Origin of the sequence: Actinomadura sp. NEAU-AAG7, from assembly GCF_018603865.1 — a bacterium.
GTDB classification, from domain to species: Bacteria; Actinomycetota; Actinomycetes; order Streptosporangiales; family Streptosporangiaceae; genus Spirillospora; species Spirillospora litoris.
This window is the reverse complement of the sequence record NZ_JAHFZY010000011.1, coordinates 93021-115657: the sequence shown is the minus strand read 5'-3', so window position 1 is coordinate 115657 and position 22637 is coordinate 93021. Positions and strand designations below refer to the sequence as shown.

Here is a 22637-nt window from a genome sequence, read left to right as displayed (position 1 = left end):
CGGAGCCGCGCGGGGCCCCAATACGAAGACGCCGATCAGCCCTGCGGCGACATTCCGAGCCAGGTGACGATGGCCGTCGCCCGGTTCGGCGCGCCGAGCTTCGCGTAAATGCGATTGATATAGTTCTTGACGGTCTTCTCGGTAAGAAATAGTTTGGCCGCGATGTCCTGATTCGCATGACCGCGCACGATGAGATCCATGACCTGGACCTCGCGGGCCGAAAGGCCGAACCGCGCGCGCCGCTCCGCCGGATCGGCGGCGGGCGCGGCGGCCCGGTCCGTCCGCGCGGCGTCGATGAGCGCGGCGCTGGCCGCGTGCGAGAGGGGGTGGGCGCGGTGCCGCACCGTGTTCCGGATCGCCTCGGCGAGCTCGTCCACCGTGAAGGTGTTGTGCACGAGGTAGCCGACCGCGCCGTTGCGGACGGCCGACAGCACCACCTCGGGCTCCTCCACCTGCGTCAGCATGATCACCCGGCTGACGCGGCTCAGCGCGGCGGCGGCGCTGACCCCGTCGGTGCGCGGCATCCGCACGTCCAGCAGGACGACGTCGGGCATCAGCCGCCAGGCCAGCTCCTGCGCCTGGTGCCCGTCCCCCGCCTCGCCCACCACCTCGATGTCGTCGGTCGCCTCCAGCGCGGAGGTGAGCCCGGCCCTGATGAAGGCGTTGTCGTCCACGATCAGGACCCGGTAGCGCCCGGCCACGTCCGCCATCACTGCCTCCCCGCCGCGGCCGGGGCGGTCCCGGACCCCGTGTCCGCCGCCGGCATCCGCACCATGATCACGGTCCCGGCGCCCGGCGTCGAGACCACCTCCAGCCTCCCGCCCGCGCGGCGGGCCCGCTCGTGCATGCCGACGAGGCCGTAGTGGCCGTCGCGGGCGAGCGCGTCCAGCCAGCCGTCGCCGCCGGGCCGGACGGGCAGGCCGCGGCCGTCGTCGCACACGCGCACCTCCAGGCCGCCCTCGGCGCCGTCCCGCACGCCGTCGTCCGCCATGCCGTCGTCCGCGTCCTCCACGGAGGCCACCGTCAGCTCGACGCGGGACGCGTGCGCGTGCCGCCGGACGTTCTCCAGCGCCTCCCGCACGATCGTGACCATCTCGTACCGCGTCCTGAGCGGCAGGTCGGCGCCGGGTTCGGCGTCCACCCGGACGGGGATCCCGGCGACGCTCTCCCACTCGGTCGCGAGCTCGGCCACCGCCTCGCCGAGCGGCCGCTGGACGGCGTCGTCGCGCAGGTCGGCGATGAGCGAGCGCGCCTCGCGGGTCGCGACCTGCGCGGCGGTGGCGATGCGGCGCGCCTCGGTCTCGGCGCGCTCGGGCGACCTGCGCACCCAGGCGGGCAGGCCGGTCGCCGACAGCGCGATCCCGGCGAGCGTCGCGGTCAGCGAGTCGTGCATCTCCCTGGCCAGCCTGGAGCGTTCCTCGGCCGCCATCGCCTGTGCCTCCATCCGCCAGCGGGCCTCCTCGGCGGCGGCGTGCTCGTCGAACAGCCGCCGCAGCACGGTCCCGACCAGCGCGCCGCTCACGTAGAAGGCGGGCAGCGCGACGAGCAGCGGCAGGGCGGCGCCGGTCTCGCCCTGCCCGCTCTGGTAGAGCGCCGTGTAGTACAGGGCGGTCTGCTGGAGGCACAGCAGCGCGGTGACCTGCCACCGGTACAGCAGCCCCGCGAGGCCCGCCGCGACCACCGTGAGCAGGAAGTACGGGCCGAAGATCCCGCCGACCCGCAGCACCGCGTAGCCGATGAGCACGTCGAAGGCCAGCAGCGCGGGCTGCTCGAACAGCCGCAGCACGACGCGCTCCCAGCCCGCGAGCACCACGCCCGACAGCAGCGCCGCCACCGCCAGCACGCACAGCGCCCACGGGTCGGCGCGCACCTCGTCGTCGGCGAGGACGGTCGCGCCGACGATGAGCACGCGCATCTGCATCAGCAGCACGAACGTGGTGCCGATCCGGGTCTCGACGGAACGCCTCAGGGCCCGCGGGGACGGGTCGCCGGAGCGCGACATCGCGAGTGCCCTCCATCGGACGAGCGCCGTAGGTCTTGGCGCCATGAATCAAGCCAAGAGCAATGAATCAAGTCAAGAGACCGCATAGCGAACATTAGTCACTTCGGCCGAGGAGATCGCTACGATGCCCACGAAATCACGCGTCCCCGTTCGCGGAAGGACACCAGTGTCGGTCAACAGGGTGGTTCCCCAGCCGGACGACGCCGGCGGTCCAGCGGAGTTCCTCGTGCTGCTGCGCCGCCTCCAGGAATGGTCCGGCCTGCGCGTTTCCGAGGTCGAGGAACGGGTCTGGGCGGCCGGGGTGCTGGTTCCCGGCGGGATGGCCGGATTGCTCGGGGGCGACGTGCTGCCGTCCCGCGAGGTCGTCGTGGCCTTCGTGACCGCATGCGGTCTCGTCCCCGAGGACCGCGAGCGGTGGGCTCAAGCGCACGCGCGCATCAGTTCCGCATCCGCGCCGGGCGCGAACCCCGACACGATGCCCATTCCGATCGGCGGCCTCCAGGCACAGCCTCCCGCCGCCGAGGGGGACGAACTGCTCGTCGGCAGGCCCGCGTCGAACATGGCGCCGCCTCCCGGCGCCACCCGGCCCACGGGGGCGCGGCACGGCCGGCACACCGGCCGCGAGGCGTCCGCGAAGCCGGAGCAGGCGGCGGCCCGCCCGCGCCACCGCAAGACGGGCGGGCGCGGCGGCAGGCCGGGCAAGGGCGCCGGGCCGGGTGGGAGCGGCGGGTCGAAGCGGCCGTTGTCGCTGCTGGTGGCGGCGCCCGCGTTCATCACGATCGCGGTGGTGGGCTCGACGTTGCTCGGCGCGTTCGGCGGCGAGTCGCGGCACGAGCGGTCGGGAGAGGCGTCGGGCGCGGCGGACCGCATCCCGCCGCCGCGTCCCGGCTGGTACTCGATCATGCCGGTGACCGGCGGCGAGCCGGACGGCCAGTGCCTGTCGATCCTGCCCGACGACCATCTGGACCCGCAGCTCGCGCGGGACAGATGCGCGCCCGACGACCGCTACCAGCGCGTCGAGGTCGCCGAGGTCCAGGGCAGCGACCTCCTCCAGCTCCGGGCGTGGACGACGCAGGGCCACCTGCGCTGCGTCACGCTGGACACCGTGGACGAGCGGGCCGCGCTGCACATGCGCGGGTGCGGCGTCGACCGGCTCCAGCGGTTCCGGCTCGACCCGGCGAAGCGGCAGGTCAAGGCCGGGCAGCTCTACCGGCTCGTGCCGGAGGTGACGCGCGCGAACGGCATGTGCGTGGGCATCGACCTCGGCGCCACCGGCGGCGCGTACGCGATCCACAGCGCCTGCGGCCGGACCGACGTCGACGGCTTCCTGTTCACGCCCGCCGCCGCGCCCCCCTCGGCGGACTGACCCCCGGCCCCGGCGGCCCGGCGGCGCTCAGGCGGGCTCGTGCTCGCGGAGGCGCTGGCTGACGACCTGGGTGACGCCGTCGCCGCGCATGCTGACGCCGTAGAGCGCGTCGGCGCCCTCCATCGTCCGCTTCTGGTGGGTGATGACGATGAGCTGCGACGACTCGCGCAGCTCCTCGAACACGGTGATCAGCCGCTGGGTGTTGGTGTCGTCGAGCGCGGCCTCGACCTCGTCCAGTACGTAGAACGGGGACGGCCGCGCCTTGAACACCGCGACGAGGAAGGCGATCGCGACGAGCGAGCGCTCGCCGCCCGACAGCAGCGACAGCCGCTTGACCTTCTTGCCGGGCGGGCGGGCGGCGACCTCCACGCCGGTCGCGAGCATGTCGCCGGGCTCGGTCAGCGACAGGCTGCCCTCGCCGCCGGGGAACAGCCGCGCGAAGATCCGCTCGAACTCGCGGGCGGTGTCGTCGTAGGCGGAGGCGAACACCTGCTGGACCCGGTCGTCCACCTCCTTGACGAGGCCGAGCAGCTCCCGCTGGGTCTTCTTCAGGTCCTCCAGCTGCGAGGTGAGGAAGGCGTGCCGTTCCTCCAGCGCGGCGAACTCCTCCAGCGCCAGCGGGTTGACCTTGCCGAGCTGGTTGAGCTGCCGCTCGGCGGCCTTGGCGCGCTTCTCCTGCACCGCCCGCTCGTAGGGGGCGGGCTTCGCGTCCTCGCCCTTCTCCGGGTCGGGCGGGACGAGCTGGTCGGGCCCGTACTCGTTGACCAGCGAGTCGACCTCCAGCCCGAACTCCTCCAGCGCGCGCTGTTCGAGCTGCTCCAGGCGCAGCCGCTGCTCGGCGCGGGCGACCTCGTTGCCGTGGACGACGTTCACCAGCCGCTCCAGCGTGGCCGACAGCTCGCGGACCTGGCCGCGCACGACCTTCAGCTCGGCCTCGCGCGCGGCGCGGGCCTGCTCGGCGGCCTCCCGGCGCCGGACGGCGGCGGCCAGCGACAGCTCGATGCGCTCCAGGGCGGCCCGCGCGCCCTTCAGGGCGGCCTTGGCGACCCGCGCCTCCCGCTCGCGGCGGGCGCGGCGCTGGGCGGCGCGGGCGCGCTCCTCCCGCTCGCGGTGGGCGCCGCGTTCGAGGGCGTCGGCGCGCCCGGCGATGGCCTGGACGCGCTCCTCCGCCGTGCGGACGGTGAGCCGCGCCTCCATCTCGGCCGACCGCAGCTCCTGGCAGCGCGCGCCCAGCTCGTCGCGCGCCTCGGTGTCCTCACCCGCCTCGTCGGCGACCTCGGCCGCCTCCTCGGACTCGGCGAGCCGCAGCGCCAGCTCCTCGGCGGCCTGCGTGTCGCGCTCCAGGGACTCGTTCGCCGCGTCCAGGGCCTTGGTCAGCCGCTCGGCCTCGCCCCGCGCGGCGCGGACGTCGGCCTCCAGCCGCGCGGCGCGCTTGGCCTCCTGCGCCGCCCGCGCGTCGAACTCGCGCACCCGCGCGCGGACGCGGTCGAGGTCGCCCTGCGCCTGGTTCACCCCGGTCTGGGCCTGGTTGGCGGCGGCCTGCGCCGCGTCCAGCGCGGTCTGCGCCGACTGCTCGGACTCCATCGCCGCCGCGAGGCCCTCGGCCGCGGCGACGGCCGCGGTCTCGGCCGCGGCGAGGTCCTCGGTGGCCTCGTCGAGGGTGGCGCGCATCCGCAGCGGGCTCTGCCCGCCGCCCGCGTCGCCGCCCCGCGCCCAGTGCGCGCCGACGAGTTCCCCGTCGCGGGTGACGGCCCGCAGCGACGGCTCGCGCCGGACGAGCGCCACGGCCGCCGGGACGTCCTCGACCACGGCGACGTCGCCCAGCAGATGGCCCAGCGCCGGGCGGACCTCCTCCGGGACGCTCACCGCGTCGACCGCGTAGTCGATCCCCGGGACGCGGCCGGCGTCCCGCGCCGGCCCCCCGCCGACGACCAGCCCGGCGCGGCCGGCCTCGCGGGCCCGCAGCAGCGCCAGCGCCGCCTCGGCGGTGTCCAGGGAGCCGACCGCGATGGCCTCGGCGGCGTCGCCGAGCGCGGCGGCGACCGCCGCCTCGTATCCCGGCCGGACGCTCAGCAGCGAGGCGACCGTGCCGAGCACCCCGCCGAGCGACCCGTCGGCGCCCGCCGCCAGCAGCGCCTCGCCGCCGTCGGCCGCGCTCGCCAGCGTGAGGTTCAGCGCCTCGATCCGCGCCTGGAGCGCGGTGACCCGCTTCTGCGCGCCCTGGTCGGCCGAGCGCGCCGCGCCGACCGCCGACCGCGCCTCCTTCAGCGCGCCGCGCGGGCCGTCCACGGCCGCGCGGGCCTGCTCGGCGGCGTCCTTGGCGAGCGCGAGCGCCTCCTGCGCCCGCTCGTGCTCGGCGGCGAGCGCCGGGTCCTCGACGACCTCGGCCTCGAACGCCTCGAAATCGCTGCGCGCCGCGTCGGCGCGCTGCTCGGCCTCGTCCCGCGCGTCCGCCAGCCGCCCGATCTCCGACCGGCCCGCCTGCGCCTTGCTGCGCAGCGCCTCGACCCGGCCGCGCAGCCGGGCCAGCTCCTCGCGGCGGTCGGCGGCGGCGCGCGCGGCGGCCTGGAGCCGGCGCTCCTCGCCGGCCAGGGCGTCCTCGGCGGAGGAGCGCTCCTCCACGGCCCGCGACAGCCCGTCCTGCGCCTCCTCCAGGGCGGCGCGGAGCATCTCCTCCTGCTCGCGGATCTCGGCGGCCTCGCGCTCCATGTCCTCGGGGTCGCGGCCGCGCCGCTCCTCCTCGCGCGCCTCGGCGGCGTTGCGGTGCCGCTCGGCGGCGAGGTCGGCGACGCCCCGCAGCCGCTCCTTCAGCGCCGAGAGCCGGAACCAGGTGTCCTGGACCAGCGCGAGCTTCGGCGCCTCCTCGGCCTCCTCGGCCTCCAGCACCGCCTCGCGCCGCTGGCCCTCGCCGAGCGCCCGCTCGGTCTCGGTGCGCCGCGCGCGGACCGCCGCCTCGTCGGCGGCCTCCTGCTCCAGCCGGGTCCGCAACGTGACCAGGTCGTCGGCGAGCAGCCGCAGCCGGGCGTCGCGCAGGTCGGCCTGGATGACGGCGGCGCGGCGGGCGATCTCGGCCTGCCTGCCGAGCGGCTTGAGCTGGCGGCGCAGCTCGCCGGTGAGGTCCTGGACGCGGGTCAGGTTGCCCTGCATCGCGTCCAGCTTGCGGAGCGCCTTCTCCTTGCGCTTGCGGTGCTTGAGGACGCCCGCGGCCTCCTCGATCACCGCGCGGCGGCCCTCGGGCCCCGAGTGCAGGACGCGGTCGAGCTGCCCCTGCCCGATGATCACGTGCATCTCGCGGCCGATGCCCGAGTCCGACAGGAGCTCCTGGATGTCCAGCAGCCGGCAGGAGTCGCCGTTGATCGCGTACTCGCTCGACCCGGACCGGAACATCAGCCGGCTGATCGTCACCTCGGTGTAGTCGATGGGCAGCGCGCCGTCGGAGTTGTCGATCGTCAGCACGACCTCGGCGCGGCCGAGCGGCGCCCGGCTGGCGGTGCCGGCGAAGATGACGTCCTCCATCTTCCCGCCGCGCAGCGACTTGGCGCCCTGCTCCCCCATCACCCACGCCAGCGCGTCGACGACGTTGGACTTGCCCGACCCGTTGGGCCCGACCACGGCGGTGATCCCCGGCTCGAACCGCAGCGTGGTGGAGGACGCGAAGGACTTGAACCCGCGGAGCGTCAGGTTCTTCAGGTACAAGCGTGTCCTCCCTCCTCGCGGCGCCCCCGCCGGTCGGCGGACGGTCGCCGGTCGACGGGCAATGTTCCGTTATACCCCGGCCTCCGGCGGGAGCGGGTACAGGACGCGCGGCCGGGGGCAGGATTCGGGGCACGGAGGGTCTGGGGCCCCGGTAGGCCCCAAATACCGACAATTACCACAAGGCTCTCAGAATCGGACAGACTGAAACCGGACCGAGGTTTGACCGAAGCCTGAAGGTTCGCGCCGCCCGGGGACGGCGACGGGCCGCGAGAAGGTGCGCGGCTCCGGATTCCGGGGTCACGTTATGTGTCCGAGGACGAGAGTCCGCCACCGCGCGAGGGCGGCGACGGCAAACAGAAGGGACGCCTTGTCAGGGCGTCCCTGTCCACTTTCGAGAAGAAGGCGCCGATCAGGTCAGCGCCGGTTCACGGTCCTTCACCGCAAGCGACATCACGTCGTCGTCCGTCGCCGTCGCCAGCGCGTCGTTCTCCGCCTGGAGCCGTACGAGTTCGGCCTCCAGGTCGCGTACGCGCTGCTGAAGGCGCCGCATCTCCGCGACCATCCGGGGGTCGGGACCGCCGACGTGGCCGAGTAGAGCCTTCGCCATGACTAAGGGTCCTCCACGCTGAGTAACCAGCAGGGATCGCGCACAAGAAGCAACTGAAGCCGGTGCGCGTATCGTCTAGAGTCGCACCGGCCGCTGTCCTGGTCAAGACGCACATCACAGGCCGGTAACAACCTGTCTCCTCTAGTTTAGCAGGTACAAACCGGAAATCCCTACCCGATCACCGTTCCTGGAATCCGGCGACGCCGCCGCGCGCCGCGCTCCAGCGCTCGGTGACCCCGCTCACCCGCCCCGGGCGGAGGGGGCGGTCCCGCGACACGACGGGGGCGGGCGGGGTGCCGGCGGCCGCCTCGGCGCTCATGTCCGCGCTGAGCAGGTCCAGGAGCCGCCGGCAGGCCGGCCTCGGGCCCTCGGCGACCACTTCCACCCGTCCGTCCCGCAGGTTCGTCGCGCTGCCCGCCAGGCCCAGCTCCAGCGCCCGCGCCCGCACCCACCAGCGGAACCCCACGCCCTGCACGCGGCCCCGGACCCAGGCCGTCAGCCGCACAACCTCGGCCTCGGTCTCGGTCTCGGTCTCATCGTGTCGTTCGTCCATCGCTCCCCCGGTCACCGTTCCCCGCCGCGTCCCCTCGCGCTAGTACCTTGCCCGGCGCGGGCGGGGCTGGCACGTCGGGCAGCTGTAGGACGACCGGTTCATGAACACGTCCCGGCGGATCGGGGTGCCGCAGCGGCGGCACGGCTCGTCCCGGCGGCCGTAGGCGTCCAGCGACCGCTCGAAGTAGCCGCTGTCGCCGTTCACGTCGACGTAGTGGCTGTCGAAGGAGGTGCCGCCGACGGCCAGGGCGGCGCCCATGACCTCCCTGGCGCCCTCCAGGACGCGCGCGGCCTCCGCCCGGGTCAGGGTCTCGGTCGGCCGCGCCCAGTGCAGCCTCGCCCGCCACAGCGCCTCGTCGGCGTAGATGTTGCCGACCCCGCTGATCAGCGACTGGTCGAGCAGCGCCCGCTTGATCCCGGTCCTGCGGCGGCGCAGGGCGCGGAAGAACGCCTCCGCGTCGAAGGCGTCCTCCAGCGGGTCGGCGGCGATGTGCGCGACCGGCTCGGGGACCAGGGCCGGGGCGCCCCCCTCGCGCCCGCCGAACGCGTCCGGCACGAGGTCGCAGACCATGAGGTGGCCGAACGTCCGCTGGTCGACGAACCGCAGGTCGCGGCCGCCGTCGGCGAACGCGACGCGGACCCGCAGGTGCTTCTCGCGCTCGCGCCCGGGGTCGCCGATGAGCAGCTGCCCGCTCATGCCGAGGTGCGCCAGCAGCGCCTCACCCGGCGCCGCCTCGGACGAGGCGTCCTGGAGCGGCAGCCACATGTACTTGCCCCGGCGGCGCGGCGCCAACATCGTGCGCCCGGCGAGGCGCCCGGCGAAGTCGGCCGGGCCCGCCGCGTGCCTGCGGACCGCCCGCGGATGCAGCACCTCGGCGGAGGCGGCGGTCCGCCCGGTCGTCCAGCGCTCCAGCCCGCGCCGGACGACCTCGACCTCGGGAAGCTCAGGCACCGGCGAGCCCGGCGGGCCGCGAGTTCCCGGACGGCGCGTCCCCCGCCGGAGCGCCCGGCGGCGCGCTGGACGGGGCACTGGACGGGGCACTGGACGGAGCGGCGGGCGGGGCGGCCGGCGCGGCGGCCGCCCCGTGCCGCGGCGCCTCCGGGGCGCGCTGGACGACGATCTCGCGGATCGCGTTCCAGGCGGCCTCGGCGGCGTGCTGCTCGGCCTCCTTCTTGCTGCGGCCCTCCCCCGCCCCGTAGGTGGTCCCGCCGACCCGGACGGACGCGCGGAACGTCTTCTGGTGGTCGGGGCCGCTCTCGGCGACGTGGTACTCGGGGACGCCGAGTTCCTCGACGGCCGTCAGCTCCTGCAGCGAGGTCTTCCAGTCCAGCCCGGCGCCGAGCCCCGCCGAACGGTCGATCAGCGCGTCGAACAGCCGGTGCACCAGCGCGGACGCCTCGTCCAGGCCGCGGTCGAGGTAGACCGCGCCGATCAGCGCCTCCAGCGTGTCGGCGAGGATCGAGGCCTTGTCCCGGCCGCCGGTGCCCTCCTCGCCCCGGCCGAGCCGGATGTGCGCGCCGACGCCGAGCGCGCGGGCGACGCCCGCGAGCGCCCGCATGTTCACCACGGCGGCGCGCAGCTTGGCGAGCTGCCCCTCGGGCAGGTCGGGGTGGCCCCGGAACAGGGTGTCGGTGACGACGAGCCCGAGCACCGAGTCGCCGAGGAACTCCAGGCGCTCGTTGGTGGGCAGGCCGCCGTTCTCGTAGGCGTACGAACGGTGCGTCAGCGCGCGTTCGAGCAGCTCGGCGGTGACCTCGACACCGAGCGCGCGGGTCAGTTCCGCGCGGTCGCGCGTGGGGTCGCTCTTCTTTCCGCTCACAGGCCCTCCTCGCAGGCCGTGGCGCCGCGCTCGGGCGCGGTCGCCGTTGTGGCGCGTGCGGCCGGTTCGGCCGCTGCGGCGAGGACGGACGGGCACGGGAACGGGCCGGAGACCGGTGGCCCCCGAGACGGGAGCCGCCGGGCTCGGGCCGCGACGTCCGGGGTCAGCCCCGGGACGCCGGCTCCGCGAAGACGAGGTGCGCGCCGGTCGGTTGATCCCGGCGTGCACCACGGCTCCGGGCGCAGGTCGCCGCGCCGGTCACCACGCCGACGTCACGCGCCGGGGTGGTCGGGTGCCCGCGCACCTCAAGGGGCGGGCCGCGCCGTTCGCGCGGATCCGCCCCCGGGATGCGAAAAGCTCAGGCCGACGGAGCGATGACCTGCCGCCGGTCGTAGGTGCCGCACGACGCGCACGCGGTGTGCGGCAGCTTCTTGTCGCGGCACGTCGGGCAGTCGACCAGGGTCGGCGCGGTGGCCTTCCACTGGGAACGACGGTGCCGCGTGTTGCTGCGCGACTTCTTGCGCTTCGGGACGGCCACGTCAGCCCTCCTGCTTTCCTTCTCGTCGGTCGGTTGAACCGCTGGACCCGGCGTCGCCGCGTCCCCCCTCCGGGGGCGCCGGCGCCACGCCGCCGGCCAGGCCCTGCAACGCCGCCCACCGGGGGTCGGCGGTCTCGTGGTGGTGATCCGGCCCGGCGTCCGCGAGCCGGACGCCGCAGTCGGGGCACAGGCCGGGACAGTCGTCCCGGCACAGTGGCGACAGCGGCAGCGTGAGCAGAACCGCGTCCCGGAGCACCGGTTCGAGGTCGACCAGGTCGTCCTCTAGTTGGAGCTCGTCGTCTCCGGCGTGCCCGCCGGAGCGGGTGTCAGGATAGACGAAGAGCTCCTGGAAGCGCGCCTCGAACGTCGAGGCGATCGGGTCGAGGCAGCGGGCGCACTCCCCCTCCAGGGGGACCGTCGCCGTGCCGGTGACGAGCACCCCCTCCAGCACCGCTTCGAACCGCAGATCCAGCTCGATCGCGGCGCCCTCGGGGACGCCCACCATCTCGACGCCGAAGTCCTCCGGTGCCGGCACGGACAGGCGCTTGTCCTTCGACGACCCGGGTTGCCTGCTGAGAGCTCGGGTGTCGAGCACGAGCGGGGCCTTGGGGTCGAGGCGAGACAGCGGAATCCTGCTTTCGTGAGGCACGGCGGACGGCGGCCGCCGGTGATGGCCGATGTCCCAGGGTACCGAACGCGCGCCGATGGCCCAACTCGCGCCCCACTGACCAGTCCGTTCCGGGGCCGGGGGCCCTCAGTCCCGTTCGCGCAGGCGCGCCACCAGGCGGTCGTGCACGCTGTCGGGGACCAGCCCGGAGATGTCGCCGCCGAACCTGACGACCTCCTTCATCAGGCTGGAGGACAGGAACGCGTACTCGGGATTGGTCGCCATGAACAGCGTCTCGACCCCGGCGATCCGGTGGTTCATCTGCGCCATCTGCAACTCGTACTCGTAGTCGCTGACGGCCCGCAGCCCCCGGACGATCACGGGAATGTCCTGCTCGCGGCAGTAGTCCACGGTGAGGCCGTAGAAGGTGTCCACCGTGACGTTGCCGTACTCCGCGGTCACCTCGGCGATCATCTCGGCCCGCTCCTCGACGGTGAACAGGCTCTTCTTGCTCTTGTTGATCAGCACGGCGACGACCACCTCGTCGTAGAGGCGGGAGGCTCGGCTGATGATGTCGAGGTGCCCATTGGTGACGGGGTCGAACGATCCCGGACAGACGACACGGCGCACGAGGTGAACCCCTTCGGTCCCGGTTTCTGACCTGCGGCGCGAACGTACCAAACCGGGTGGGCGCGCCCCACACCCGGCCCTCCGCCGGGAGGCTCAGTCCCCCAGCGCGTCGATGATCCTGGCGGCGATCGGCCCGGACTCGATGCCGTAGCCGTCCGCCTCGGTCATCACCGCGACGGCGTACCGGGCATCCGGGCGCGGCCCGAAGCCGATGAACCAGCGGTCGTTGTAGGGGGCGCCCTCCACGTCGGCGGTCCCGGTCTTGCCGCCGAGGACGGACGAGCCGCGCAGCGACTTGCCGGTGCCCTTCTGCACGACGGCCCTCATCATCTCCTGCGCCTGGTCGGCCTGCTCGGAGGTCAGCGCGGTGGCCAGCCGCTTCGGCGCGCCGCGTCCGATCTCCTGCCCGTCGGCCGCCTTCTCCTTGGCGATCAGGTAGGGCCGCATCACCTTCCCGCCGTTGGCGACCCCGGCGGCGACCATGGCCATCTGGAGCGGGGTGGCGACCGTGCTGCCCTGGCCGATGGAGCCGAGCGCGCTGAGCGAGGGCTGGTCGGTCTCGGGGAACGAGCTGGCGGCGCTCCGCATCCCGGGCTCGATCTCGACCCCCCTGCCGAAGCCGAAGGCGGCGGCGCGCTCGTGGACGGCGTCATTGCCCGGCTCCTGCGCGCCCATGTAGGCGAACGTGGTGTTGCACGACTGGGCGTAGGCGTCGATCAGGGGGATCTCGGGCAGGTCGCACTGGCCCCCGATGTCGCCGGCGTCGTTGTTGATCGCCTGCCCGGCGCCCGGCGGCCGGTAGGAGCGCCCGGCCCGCACCCCCGTCCCGGCGTCCACGCCGTTCGCGAGCGCGGACGCGGCGACCACGGTCTTGAACGTGGACCCCGGCGGGAACAGCTCGCTCGTCGCCTTGTTCAGCAGCGGCTTCAGCCGCTCGCGGTTGAGCCGCTCGAAGACCCTCCCGGCCTGCTTCCCGTCCAGGACGGAGACGTCGTTGGCGTCATAGGACGGGGTGGAGGCCATGACCAGGATCGCGCCGGTCCTGGCGTCCAGCGCGACGGCGGCGCCGCGGCGGGCGCCGGAGCCCTGGAGCGCCGCGTAGGCGGCCTGCTGGGCCCGGACGTCGATCGTGGCCTCGACCGTGCCGCCGGGGACGTGTTTGCCGAGCAGCTTGTCGACGAAGCTGGTGGTGGCCAGGCGCGCGTCGGTGCCGTCCAGGACGTGGTTCGCCGCGTTCTCCAGGCCCGTCTGGGAGAACGGCGAGAAGTACCCGGTGATCGGCGCGAACACCTCGCTCTGCTTGTAGTGCCGCTGGTACTTCCTGTCGTCGCCGCCGACGGGCTCGGACCAGGCGAGCCGCTGGCCGTCGGCGACGATCGGGCCGCGCTCGATCTTGTTGCGGTCCTCGAACTGGCGCGCGTTGAGCGAGTCGTCCCGCAGGTCCTGCGCCTGGAAGCCCTGCACATAGGTGATGTTGGCCAGCAGCGCGATGATCATCAGGATCGAGATGATCCAGGTGCGCCCCACGGCACGGTCGACGCCCGGCCTCATGCGCGACTCCTACCCGTCCGCGGCGCGGTGACCCGTCGCGCGCCCGTACCAGAAGACCGCCTCCCCGTAGCGGCGGTCGCGTTCGGGGGTGTAGCCGTCCGGCCAGCGCAGCGCGGGGCCCCGGGCGGCGCGCTCGACGGCGACGAGCGCGTCCGGCGCCGTCCAGCCGTGGTCGCGCAGGTTCTCCAGCAGCAGGGTGACCTCCGCGTCCGGCAGCGCGTACGGCGGATCGGCGAAGACCAGGTCGTAGGGCAGGTCGGGCGGGCGGCGGACGAGCCGCTCGACCCTGTCGCCGCTCGGCACCGCGCCGGGCAGCCCCAGCGCGCCGACGTTCTGCCGGACGACCTTCAGCGCGCGGGGGTGCGACTCGACCAGCAGGGCGTGCGCGGCGCCGCGCGACAGCGCCTCCAGGCCGACGGCTCCGGACCCGGCGTAGAGGTCGGCGACGCGCAGCCCCTCCAGCGGGCCGAGGAGGGCGAGGACGGTGGAGAACAGGCCCTCCCGCGCGCGGTCGCTGGTCGGCCTCGTGTCCCGCCCCGCCGGGACGGCCAGCCGCCGCCCGCCCGCACTGCCCGCGATGACCCTCGTCATGCCTCAAGTATCCCGGCGGCGCCCGCCCGGCGACACCATGATCGTTTAGCCACGGCTCCATACAAGCAGGAACTTCGGAGAAACCTCGACAAAACCGATCGGTGTTCGTCGTGAATCTCAGCCCAAATGCGGCGGCCGCTGTTTACCTCGACTACCAGTCGTGTCAACGTGCTCGCAGGTTGTGCACCCACTATCCTCAGGAGCCCCTCGTGCCCCAAGGCAGGAGACTGGCGGTGACCGCCGGCGCGACGGTTCTCGGCGTCGCCGCGATGAGCGGCGTCTCACACGCCGAGGCGTCCCGGCCGGGCGCCGAGCGGTCCGCCGATCGGCCGCTGCCGGCCGTCCGTGCGCTGCTCGCGCCCGAGACCCCCGCCAAGACCGAGCCCGCCAGGACCGAGCCCGCCAGGACGACGTCCGCGCGCATCACCGGCGCGAAGGCGAAGGCGAGGCCGACCGCCGCGCCGAAGAAGGCGGCGAAGAGGGCGGCGCCGGTCAGGCGTGCGACCGCGAAGCCGAAGGCCGCCGCTCCCCTGCTCGACCTCCGCCTCCGCCTGGCGCTGGGCCACGGCGAGCGGACCAGGACCACGGGCCTGGGCCTCGACGTGGGGGCGGGCCTCGACACACCGGGCGGCGGGCTCGGCGCGCGGCTCAACGCGGGCGCGGCCCTCTCCGTCCCGTCCGGCGGCGGGAAGGCGACGCCCCTGGCCGCCAGCGAGCCGCTGCTGTCGGCCAACGTCGGGGCGGGCGTCCGCGTCCAGCCCGCGGGCGGTGCGCCGCTGTCGGTGAACCTCGCGGCCGACGCGTGCGTCGGCTCGGGCTGCGCGCAGGCCCCGACGCCCCCCACTCCCCCGACGCCTCCCACACCGCCGACCCCGCCGACGCCCCCGGGCCCGACCCCGCCGGGGCCGACACCGCCCGGCCCGGCCCCGGTGCCGCCGGGCCTGCCGCCCTCCTCCTCGCCGCCGCTGCCCGAGCTGCCCTCCCCGGCGATGGGCTCGGCACCGGCCGCCGCCGGGACGATCGCGCGGCCCGGTGCCCTGCCGTTCACCGGCACCGGCGCGCTCCCGCTCGCCGCGCTCGGCCTCGCGTCGGTGCTCGCGGGCGGCGCGGCGGTCGCCGCGACCCGCAGGCGGCGCGTCCGCGAGTCCTGACCGGCGCCGCGCGCCCGGCGACGGGGCGTCCCCGGGGCGGGGGCGCCCCGTCGCCTTTCCTCACAGCCGGCGCGAGGCCACGACCTTCCAGCCGGAGCCGTCGCGCCGCAGGGTGAGGCGGCGGAAGCTCACCGCGTCCCCGTCGTCGCAGGCGCCCCGCGCGCACTCGCCGACGGTGACCAGCGCGACGGCCTGGTCGGGGGACGGTCCGGCGCGCAGCCCCTCCTCCACCGGCGTCACCGCCGCGAGCGAGGTGTCGCGCGCCACGGCGTCCAGCGCGCCGCGCGCCGGGCCGTCCGGCCACGCGGTGCCCGCCGTGTCGGCCCGCGCCGAGCCCGCCTTGAGCGTGTAGAGCGAGTCGAGGAGCCAGCCGCCGCCCTGCCGGACCATCGTCGCCCGCATCGGGTTCTGGAGCTCGCCCGGCCGCGCGTCCCGCGCCCGGACGGTCCGCCGCACGTACGACAGGACGGTGACGCGGTCGCCCCCGGCGGACACGACGGCGGAGTCCACGACGGTGGCGGCGACCGAGCCCCGCTTGTCGCGGAGCTGGTCCAGGTAGTCGCGGGTGGCGAGCTGCCGGTCGTAGTCGGCGCCGAACCGGGGCGTGGACAGCCGGTGAGCCGCCGCGACGTCCCGCTCGACCGCGGTGTGGTCGAAGCTGAGCACGGCCGTGATCGCGGTGGCGGCGGGCGCGACGGCGGCGGCGGCCGAGGCGGGCGGCGCCACCGGGGGCACCCGCGGCGGGCGCGGGTCGCCGGACGAGCCGCCCGCCATCAGCCCGAAGGCCGTCCCGGCGGCGGCGACCAGCAGCAGCGGCGCCGCGACCGCGGCGATCCGCCGCGGGAACCGGCGCGGGAACCGGCGCAGCCCCGGCGCGACGGTCGCCTCCCCCGCCGGTGCCCCGCCGCCGCCCGCCCGCCCGGCGGTCGGCGCGGTGCGCGAGGTGCGCGGGTCGGCGGCCGGACCGGTGGGGCCCGCGACCGCGGGATCGGCGAGGTGCGCGCCGGTGCTCAGCGCCCCCTCGTCCTCGGGCGCGAACGGTGCCTGGCGTCCGAGCAGGTCCAGGAGCACCTGCTGCGCCTGCGGACGGCGCGCCGGGTCCTTCTCCAGCGACGCCGCGACGACGCCGCGCAGCGACTCCGGCAGCGCGGACATGTCGGGCTCGTAGTGCAGCACGCGGTGGAAGACCGCGGAGATCGTGTCGTTGCCGAACGGGTGCCGCCCGGTCGCGGCGAACAGCAGCGTCGCGCCCCAGGCGAACAGGTCGACGCCGGTGCCGAGCTCGCCGTCGGCGACCTGCTCGGGCGCCATGTAGGAGGGGGTGCCGACCACGCCGCTGCCCCGCGTCGCGGCCGGGCCGAGCACGCGCGCGATGCCGAAGTCGATGACGCGCGGGCCGTCCGGGCCCATCAGCACGTTGGACGGCTTGAAGTCGCGGTGCAGGATCCCGGCGCGGTGGATCGCGGCCAGCGCGGTGATGGTGCCGATCGCCAGCCGGTCGAGGTCGGTGCCGGTGCGCGGGCCCCGCTCGGCGACCAGGCCGGTGAGGGAGGGCCCGGGGACGTACTCGCTGACGACGTAGGGGAGGTCGCCGGAGAAGTCGGCGTCGATGACCTGCGCGGTGCAGAACCCCGCCACGCGTCCGATGACCTTCATCTCGCGCTCGAACCGGGCCCGCCACTGCGGGCTCCGGCTGAACCGGGCGCGCAGCAGCTTGACCGCCGCCTGCCCGCCGTCGTCGCGGCGCCCCAGGTAGACGATGCTCTGGCCGCCCTCGCCGAGCCGTCCGACCAGCGCGTAGCGGCCGAGCCGCGCCGGGTCGTCCGGCAGCAGGGGGCCAACGGCCGCCATCGGGCACACCTCCGTCGCGCGCGGACCCGCCACGGGCTCCCTACCCGCGCGAGCACCGGGGGCTCCCTCCGCCCGGCACTCGTTAGACGTCCGTGATCGACCGAGTGTTCTCCGTTGCTGAATTACGGTGAGTTTTCTGAGTTCTATCCTGCGTTACCTTTTTGGCCGAAATAATCCGGACTTGACCGAAATACTCGATCCTGACCGAATCCGCGCCGCGGGCCGCCGGTGCCCCAGCCCAAACCACCGGCGACCCGCACCCAGCGCGGTACCCGAACCAGCGAGGTACCAGAGGAAGGTCGTCAGGCGAGGGCCCAGCGGACCTGGGTGCGCACGCCCGGGTCCGGATCGGTGAGCGCCTCGGTGAGCGCGGTGACCACCTCGGGGTGGTCGCCCGCCCACTGCTCAAGGGCCTGGACGGCGGCGCGCCGCACGTCCACGGTCCGGTCGCGCAGGGCCCGGACGAGCGGCTCGACGGCCACCTCGGGCCCGGCCGCGGCCAGCGCCAGCACGGCGCGCCGGCGCACCTGCCAGCCCGTGTGCGCGGTCGAGGTGATCACCCGCCCCTCCAGCTGCGGCGGGACGCCCAGCTCGGCGGCGGTGTCGAGGGCGGCCATCCGCACGACGGGGTCGTGGTCGGCGAGCAGGACCTCCAGCGCGTCGAGGCTCGCGGGGCGGGGCAGCCGGGCGAGGCCCTCGGCCACCGCGACCCGCACCTCCCGCGACGGGTCGTCGGCGGCGGCGGCGACCTCGGCCACCGCGCGCAGCGCGACGAGCCCGAGCACGGCCTGGATCCTGACGTGCGGCTCGTCCTCCTGGAGGCCCTGGGCGTACAGCTCGGCGGCGCCCCGGACGAGGATCTCCAGCAGGTCGGCGGCCGTCTCGCGGACGAAGGCGTCCCGGCCGCGCGCGGCGGCGAGCTGGAGCGCGGCGACGCCGTCGTCGCCGAGGAACAGCTCCGGCAGCCCGCGCAGCGCGTCGGCGGCGACGCGGCGGACGTCCTCGTGCTCGTCGGCGAGGGCCCAGGCGAGCGTGTCGCCGGTGCCGTGCGGCGCGCCGCCCTTGCGCGCCTCGCCGGTGAGGACCTTCAGCGCGGCGGCGCGGACCTCGGGCTCGGTGTCGCGGAGGTACAGCTCCACGTCGTCCAGTGCGGGACTCTTGATGCGATGGACTTCGAGGACGCGGGCGGTCGGCCCGGGCCCCTGTGTGATCGTCATGTGCGGCCTCCTGTGCGCCGTCGGATCCTGAGAAAGGGTCGGGATCAGCGACGCGAACACAGGGCGCTCGCCTGGCGCCGGAGATCGACGTGGCGGCGGTGGGTCAGGGACTCACTCGGCTTCACGCGGTCAATCCTCACCCTGGCCGCGACATAAGTCAACTTAATCAATCGGAAATATCGGAAGCTTTCGGCCGCGCCATCGCCGCGCGGCGCGTCAGCCCTTCTCCAGGAATCCGGCGCGGTCCTCGTCGAGCAGCGCGTCCAGGACGGCGGCGAGGCCCGGATGGGCCTCCAGCCCGGGGTCGGCCTCGACCAGCGCGGTCGCCTCCTCGCGGGCGTCGCGGATGACGTCCTCGTCCTTCTGGAGCGTGAGCAGCCGCAGGCTGGACGCCCGCCCCGCCTGCGCCGCGCCGAGCACGTCGCCCTCGCGGCGCTGCTCCAGGTCGAGCCGCGACAGTCGGAACCCGTCGGTCGTGGAGGCCACCGCGTCCAGCCGCTCCCTGGCCTTGCTGCCCGGCTCGGCGTCGGTCACCAGCAGGCACAGGCCGTGCAGCGAGCCGCGCCCGACCCGGCCGCGCAGCTGGTGGAGCTGGGAGACGCCGAACCGGTCCGCGTCCATGATCACCATGACGGTCGCGTTCGGCACGTCCACGCCGACCTCGATGACCGTGGTCGCCAGCAGGACGTCGAGGTCGCCGTCGGTGAAGCGGCGCATGACCGCGTCCTTCTCGTCGGGGTGCAGCTTGCCGTGCAGGACGCCGACGCGCAGCCCCGCCAGCAGCTCCTCCAGCCTCGGCAGCAGCTCCATGATGCCGAGCGGGGAGCGGCGGTCCGGCTCCTGCTCGACCGGCTCGCCGTCGCCCTCGTCGCCCTCCTGCCCGCCGATGCGCGGGCAGACGATGTAGACCTGCCGCCCCTCGGCCGCCTCCTCGCGGATGCGCTCCCAGGTGCGCGCGAGGAACGCCGGGCGCTCGGGCGGCACCACATGCGTCCTGATCTCCGACCGGCCCGCCGGGAGCTGGCCCAGCACGGAGGTCTCCAGGTCGCCGAAGACCGTCATCGCGACCGTGCGGGGGATCGGCGTGGCGGTCATGACCAGGACGTGCGGGCGCCCGCCGCCGGTCTTCTCCCGCAGCGCGTCCCGCTGCTCGACGCCGAACCGGTGCTGCTCGTCCACGACGACGAGGCCGAGGTCGGCGAACTGGACGCTCTCCTGGAGCAGCGCGTGCGTCCCGACGACGATCCCGGCGCCGCCGGACGCCGCGTCCAGCAGGGCGGCCTTGCGCGTCTTCGCCCCCTGGGAGCCGGTCAGCAACGCGACCCGCGTCGCGTGCTCGGCGCCGCCGATCTGCCCCGCCTGCGCGAGGTCGCCGAGCATCGCCGTGATCGACCGGTGGTGCTGCTGCGCGAGGACCTCGGTGGGCGCCAGCAGGGCGGCCTGCCCGCCGCCGTCCACGACCTGCAGCATCGCCCGCAGCGCGACGACGGTGTTGTGGGTGGGCGTCCAGCCGTCGGTCACGTAGAGGCGGCCGGGATGGGCGACCGAGATGCACTGGACGTGCTCGCGCCCCACGTACTCGATCGCGTCGACGCTCTTGCGTTTCGGCTCGCGCCCTCTCGGCGTGACCTCGGTCGTCCAATGGCCCGCCTCCGCCGCGGGACGGCAGCGCGCGTGACCGCCGAGCGACCGCGCGAGCCACGCGACGTCCTCCGCCAGCCGTTCGGACGCGGAGACGAAGGCGATTTCGGGCCCGTGCGTCGTGGCGCCCGCGTCCAGCAGCCCTCGCAGCAGCGCGCGGCGCTCCTTGACCGGGGCGACCAGACAGCACGGCGGCACGCCCTCCCGCCCCGCCCCGGCGAGCCGGACCCCCAGCTCGTAGGGATCGTCGGGGCGGTCCTGCAACGAATCCAGCTCGGGCGCCTCAATGGCGGGCAGGTACCACGTGCGTTCTCCGAGAAGGCCGCCGCGCAGCTCGCGCGTCGTCACCACCCGCCGCCCGCCATCGCTTTCGACCGCCCACAGGTGCTCGTCGTCGCATTCCGCCGCAGTGCCGTCGGAGAAGACGAGGCGATAGACATCGCGCTCCCCCTGGGGGAAGACGCCCGTGACGACCGTGACCTCGCCCCCGGGCGTGATCACCTCGTCTCCCGTGGAGATCTCCCCCATTCTCCGGAATCCGCGCGGCGTCAATACCCGCGCGTCCAGAGGCTGGGCCTTGCCCGCGCCGACATCGCCCTGGAGAAGCCGGTGCATGGGGTGCTCCAACGCGAGGTCGGCCGCGATCTCCTCGCCCACCTCGCGCTGCCCCTTGGTCAGCTCGAACGGCAGCCGCGCGTCGAACTCGGCGAGCACGCCGCCGAACGAGGGCGGGCGCGGTGTCGCGGGAAGCGCCGCCGCCGCCAGCCGCCGCTGGGCCAGCGCGGTCTGGACGACGAACGCCTCGTCCCACTTCAGCCGGGCCCGCGCGCGGCCCAGCTCCTCCCAGGACTTCGGGCGGTGGATGCCCTCGTACGCCTCGCGCAGCCCGATCAGGTGGCGGCGGCGCAGCAGCGCCTCGGGCATCGGGTCGGCGGGCAGGTCGAGCTGGTCCAGCACCATCCCGACCGACGTGCCGATCGTCTCGATCGCCAGCCCCTTGGTGGACGGGTAGATCGGGATGATCTCGTCGGCCCACTCCTGCGCGGCCCGCTCGGCGCTCTTCTCCTCGACGACCTTGTACTGCGGATGCGTGAGCTGCCGCTGCACGTTCCCGCCGCGCGGCACGTAGGTGCTGATCTTCCCGGCGAACAGGCCCCGGGTGCCGGGCGCCAGCTCCTTCTCGGGGCGGTAGGAGCCCTTGCGCCCGAAGAAGCTCAGCTTGAGCTGCCCGGTGCCGTCGGTGACGGTGATCTCCAGGACGTAGCCGGGGTTGCGGGTGAGCGTGCGGCCCTGGACCTTCACGACCTCGGCCATCACCGTGACGTGCTCGCCGTCGGCCAGGCCGCTCAGCGGGGTCAGCTCGCCCCGGTGGGCGTAGCGGCGCGGATAGTGGTGCAGGAGGTCGCCGACCGTCGCCAGATCGAGGCCCTTCTCCAGCACCTTGGCCGTCTTGTCGCCGAGAACCTTGCGCAACGGCTCGTCGAGATTCGCCACGCCCCCTTTTCTAGCCCATGGCACGGACGGGAATCCCGTGGCCGGACGAGCCGGACCGGAGGCACGGACCGATTCGCCTACGTGGTGGACGGTCGGCTACTCTGATTCGTGCGCCTCGTCCTGGGGCGCCATCAGTGAGCGCCCATGACGCCCCGGCCCGCTCGGGCGGCTGCGCTCCGGTTCAGAGCATCGACACCCACTTGGAGTTTCCCGTGGCTTCCGTCTGCGACGTCTGCGGCAAGGGACCCGGTTTCGGCATGCGCGTCTCCCACTCGCACCGCCGCACCCCGCGCCGCTGGAACCCCAACATCCAGCGCGTGCGCGCCGTCGTGAACGGCAGCACCAAGCGGATCAACGCCTGCACGTCCTGCATCAAGGCCGGCAAGATCGTCAAGCCCACCGTCTGAGCGGGGCACCCCGTCGGCTCATCGGACCTTCCCGATGGGCCGACTTTCGCATGCGCGAAACATGCGCGAAACGGTCGCGGTCACCACATCCTCCAGCCGTGGTGCACCGGGCCGATGCCCGCGCCGAGGGGGAATCCGGCGGCGATCGCGCCGGTGACGTAGTCCTTGGCACGGCCGACGGCCGTGGGGACGTCGTCGCCCTGGGCGAGGTGGGAGGCGATCGCGGACGCGAGCGTGCAGCCGGTGCCGTGGGTGTGCCGGTTGTCGTGGCGGGGCGCGGTGAAGCGGTGCTCGTGCTCGCCGTCGAACAGCAGGTCGGCGGCCTCGCCCGGGAGGTGGCCGCCCTTGATCAGGACCCAGTCGGGGCCGAGCGCCTTCACCGCCTCGGCGGCCTCGCGCAGGCCCGACTCGTCCACGACCTTGACGCCGGTGAGCTGCTCGACCTCGTACAGGTTCGGGGTGACGACGGTCGCGGCCGGCAGCAGGGCGGAGCGGACGGCGGCGACCGCGTCCGGGGCGAGCAGGGAGTCGCCGTGCTTGGAGACGCCGACCGGGTCGACCACGGAGGGGGCGTCGCTGCCCTCCAGCGCCTCGGCGACGATCTCCACGAGGGCGGAGGAGGCGAGCATGCCGGTCTTCAGCGCGTGGACGCCGATGTCGGACAGCACGGAGTCGAGCTGCGCGCGGACCGCCTCGGGCGGGAGCTCCCAGTAGCCCTGGACGCCGAGCGAGTTCTGCGCGGTGACGGCGGCGACGACGCTCATCCCGTGCACGCCGAGCGCGAGCATGGTCTTCAGGTCGGCCTGGATCCCGGCGCCGCCGCCCGAGTCCGAGCCCGCGATCGTGAGGACGAGCGGCGGGGCCTGCGGGCGCGACGGCGGCGGGTTCTGCTGCATGCCGTCCAGCTTATGGCGGA

Annotated in this window: 19 protein-coding genes and 2 pseudogenes; 3 read left to right on the top strand and 18 right to left on the bottom strand. The window is 74.6% G+C overall.

What is annotated here, in order from left to right; translation table 11 throughout:
• Nucleotides 1-35: 35 nt before the first annotated feature.
• A complete protein-coding gene (locus KLI87_RS36915; protein ID WP_214620723.1) occupies nucleotides 36-710 on the bottom strand; it encodes a response regulator transcription factor in 675 nt (224 codons plus the stop codon).
• Nucleotides 710-2002: a sensor histidine kinase gene (locus KLI87_RS36910; protein ID WP_214620722.1), complete on the bottom strand. Its 1293-nt coding sequence runs from the start codon at nucleotides 2000-2002 to the stop codon at nucleotides 710-712. The genes KLI87_RS36915 and KLI87_RS36910 overlap by 1 nt, the downstream gene beginning before the upstream one ends.
• A 166-nt stretch (nucleotides 2003-2168) precedes the next feature.
• Between KLI87_RS36910 and KLI87_RS36905 the strand changes: the two genes are divergently transcribed.
• On the top strand, nucleotides 2169-3368 hold the full coding sequence (locus KLI87_RS36905) for a hypothetical protein (RefSeq protein ID WP_214620721.1): 1200 nt from the start codon (nucleotides 2169-2171) through the stop codon (nucleotides 3366-3368).
• Between the two features lie 27 nt (nucleotides 3369-3395).
• Here KLI87_RS36905 and smc read toward each other — a convergent pair whose 3' ends face one another.
• The 10 genes from smc to rsmD all read right to left on the bottom strand — a co-directional run bounded on the left by smc (nucleotide 3396) and on the right by rsmD (nucleotide 13960).
• Nucleotides 3396-7064 (bottom strand): chromosome segregation protein SMC, encoded by a 3669-nt coding sequence (gene smc, locus KLI87_RS36900; RefSeq protein WP_214620720.1) that lies wholly within the window; start codon nucleotides 7062-7064, stop codon nucleotides 3396-3398.
• 409 nt (nucleotides 7065-7473) lie between these two features.
• The gene (locus tag KLI87_RS36895; protein ID WP_021598747.1) at nucleotides 7474-7671 is read right to left on the bottom strand and encodes a hypothetical protein; all 198 of its coding nucleotides are present in this window, start codon (nucleotides 7669-7671) and stop codon (nucleotides 7474-7476) included.
• A gap of 178 nt (nucleotides 7672-7849) precedes the next feature.
• A complete protein-coding gene (locus KLI87_RS36890; RefSeq protein WP_214620719.1) occupies nucleotides 7850-8224 on the bottom strand; it encodes an acylphosphatase in 375 nt (124 codons plus the stop codon).
• A 39-nt stretch (nucleotides 8225-8263) separates the two neighbouring features.
• Complete coding sequence (mutM, locus tag KLI87_RS36885) at nucleotides 8264-9175, bottom strand: bifunctional DNA-formamidopyrimidine glycosylase/DNA-(apurinic or apyrimidinic site) lyase (RefSeq protein ID WP_214620718.1); 912 nt, start codon at nucleotides 9173-9175, stop codon at nucleotides 8264-8266.
• Entirely contained in the window at nucleotides 9168-10001 is an 834-nt protein-coding gene (gene rnc, locus KLI87_RS36880; protein ID WP_250904635.1) for a ribonuclease III, read from the bottom strand. Before rnc ends, mutM begins: the two co-directional genes overlap by 8 nt.
• Before the next feature lie 400 nt (nucleotides 10002-10401).
• The gene (gene rpmF, locus KLI87_RS36875; protein ID WP_214620717.1) at nucleotides 10402-10581 is read right to left on the bottom strand and encodes a 50S ribosomal protein L32; all 180 of its coding nucleotides are present in this window, start codon (nucleotides 10579-10581) and stop codon (nucleotides 10402-10404) included.
• Between the two features lies 1 nt (nucleotide 10582).
• The gene (locus KLI87_RS36870) at nucleotides 10583-11176 is read right to left on the bottom strand and encodes a DUF177 domain-containing protein (protein WP_214620716.1); all 594 of its coding nucleotides are present in this window, start codon (nucleotides 11174-11176) and stop codon (nucleotides 10583-10585) included.
• A 159-nt stretch (nucleotides 11177-11335) separates the two neighbouring features.
• Nucleotides 11336-11818, bottom strand: a complete 483-nt coding sequence (gene coaD, locus KLI87_RS36865) for a pantetheine-phosphate adenylyltransferase (RefSeq protein ID WP_214620715.1) — start codon at nucleotides 11816-11818, stop codon at nucleotides 11336-11338.
• Nucleotides 11819-11911: 93 nt separating this feature from the next.
• A complete protein-coding gene (locus tag KLI87_RS36860; RefSeq protein ID WP_214620714.1) occupies nucleotides 11912-13369 on the bottom strand; it encodes a penicillin-binding transpeptidase domain-containing protein in 1458 nt (485 codons plus the stop codon).
• A gap of 9 nt (nucleotides 13370-13378) precedes the next feature.
• Nucleotides 13379-13960 (bottom strand): 16S rRNA (guanine(966)-N(2))-methyltransferase RsmD, encoded by a 582-nt coding sequence (gene rsmD / locus KLI87_RS36855; RefSeq protein WP_214620713.1) that lies wholly within the window; start codon nucleotides 13958-13960, stop codon nucleotides 13379-13381.
• A 233-nt stretch (nucleotides 13961-14193) separates the two neighbouring features.
• Here rsmD and KLI87_RS36850 point away from each other — a divergent pair, with 233 nt between their 5' ends.
• A complete protein-coding gene (locus KLI87_RS36850; protein ID WP_214620712.1) occupies nucleotides 14194-15111 on the top strand; it encodes a hypothetical protein in 918 nt (305 codons plus the stop codon).
• Between the two features lie 60 nt (nucleotides 15112-15171).
• Here the strand turns inward: KLI87_RS36850 and KLI87_RS36845 are convergent, their stop codons facing one another.
• From KLI87_RS36845 to KLI87_RS40720, 5 genes and pseudogenes are all read right to left on the bottom strand, one after another.
• The gene (locus KLI87_RS36845) at nucleotides 15172-16962 is read right to left on the bottom strand and encodes a serine/threonine-protein kinase (protein WP_214620711.1); all 1791 of its coding nucleotides are present in this window, start codon (nucleotides 16960-16962) and stop codon (nucleotides 15172-15174) included.
• Nucleotides 16963-17264: 302 nt separating this feature from the next.
• Nucleotides 17265-18179 (bottom strand): HEAT repeat domain-containing protein, encoded by a 915-nt coding sequence (locus tag KLI87_RS36840; protein ID WP_156221266.1) that lies wholly within the window; start codon nucleotides 18177-18179, stop codon nucleotides 17265-17267.
• A gap of 44 nt (nucleotides 18180-18223) precedes the next feature.
• Complete coding sequence (locus KLI87_RS41985) at nucleotides 18224-18304, bottom strand: putative leader peptide (RefSeq protein WP_374225500.1); 81 nt, start codon at nucleotides 18302-18304, stop codon at nucleotides 18224-18226.
• Nucleotides 18305-18395: 91 nt separating this feature from the next.
• A pseudogene (locus KLI87_RS40725) lies at nucleotides 18396-19670 on the bottom strand (ATP-dependent DNA helicase RecG); the annotation flags it as partial.
• A gap of 1137 nt (nucleotides 19671-20807) precedes the next feature.
• Nucleotides 20808-21314 (bottom strand): annotated as a pseudogene (locus KLI87_RS40720) (OB-fold nucleic acid binding domain-containing protein); the annotation flags it as partial.
• A gap of 212 nt (nucleotides 21315-21526) precedes the next feature.
• Here KLI87_RS40720 and rpmB point away from each other — a divergent pair.
• Nucleotides 21527-21721 (top strand): 50S ribosomal protein L28, encoded by a 195-nt coding sequence (rpmB, locus tag KLI87_RS36830; protein ID WP_067632165.1) that lies wholly within the window; start codon nucleotides 21527-21529, stop codon nucleotides 21719-21721.
• Nucleotides 21722-21801: 80 nt separating this feature from the next.
• Here the strand turns inward: rpmB and thiD are convergent, their stop codons facing one another.
• Nucleotides 21802-22617 (bottom strand): bifunctional hydroxymethylpyrimidine kinase/phosphomethylpyrimidine kinase, encoded by an 816-nt coding sequence (thiD, locus tag KLI87_RS36825; protein WP_214620709.1) that lies wholly within the window; start codon nucleotides 22615-22617, stop codon nucleotides 21802-21804.
• Between the last annotated feature and the right edge of the window lie 20 nt (nucleotides 22618-22637).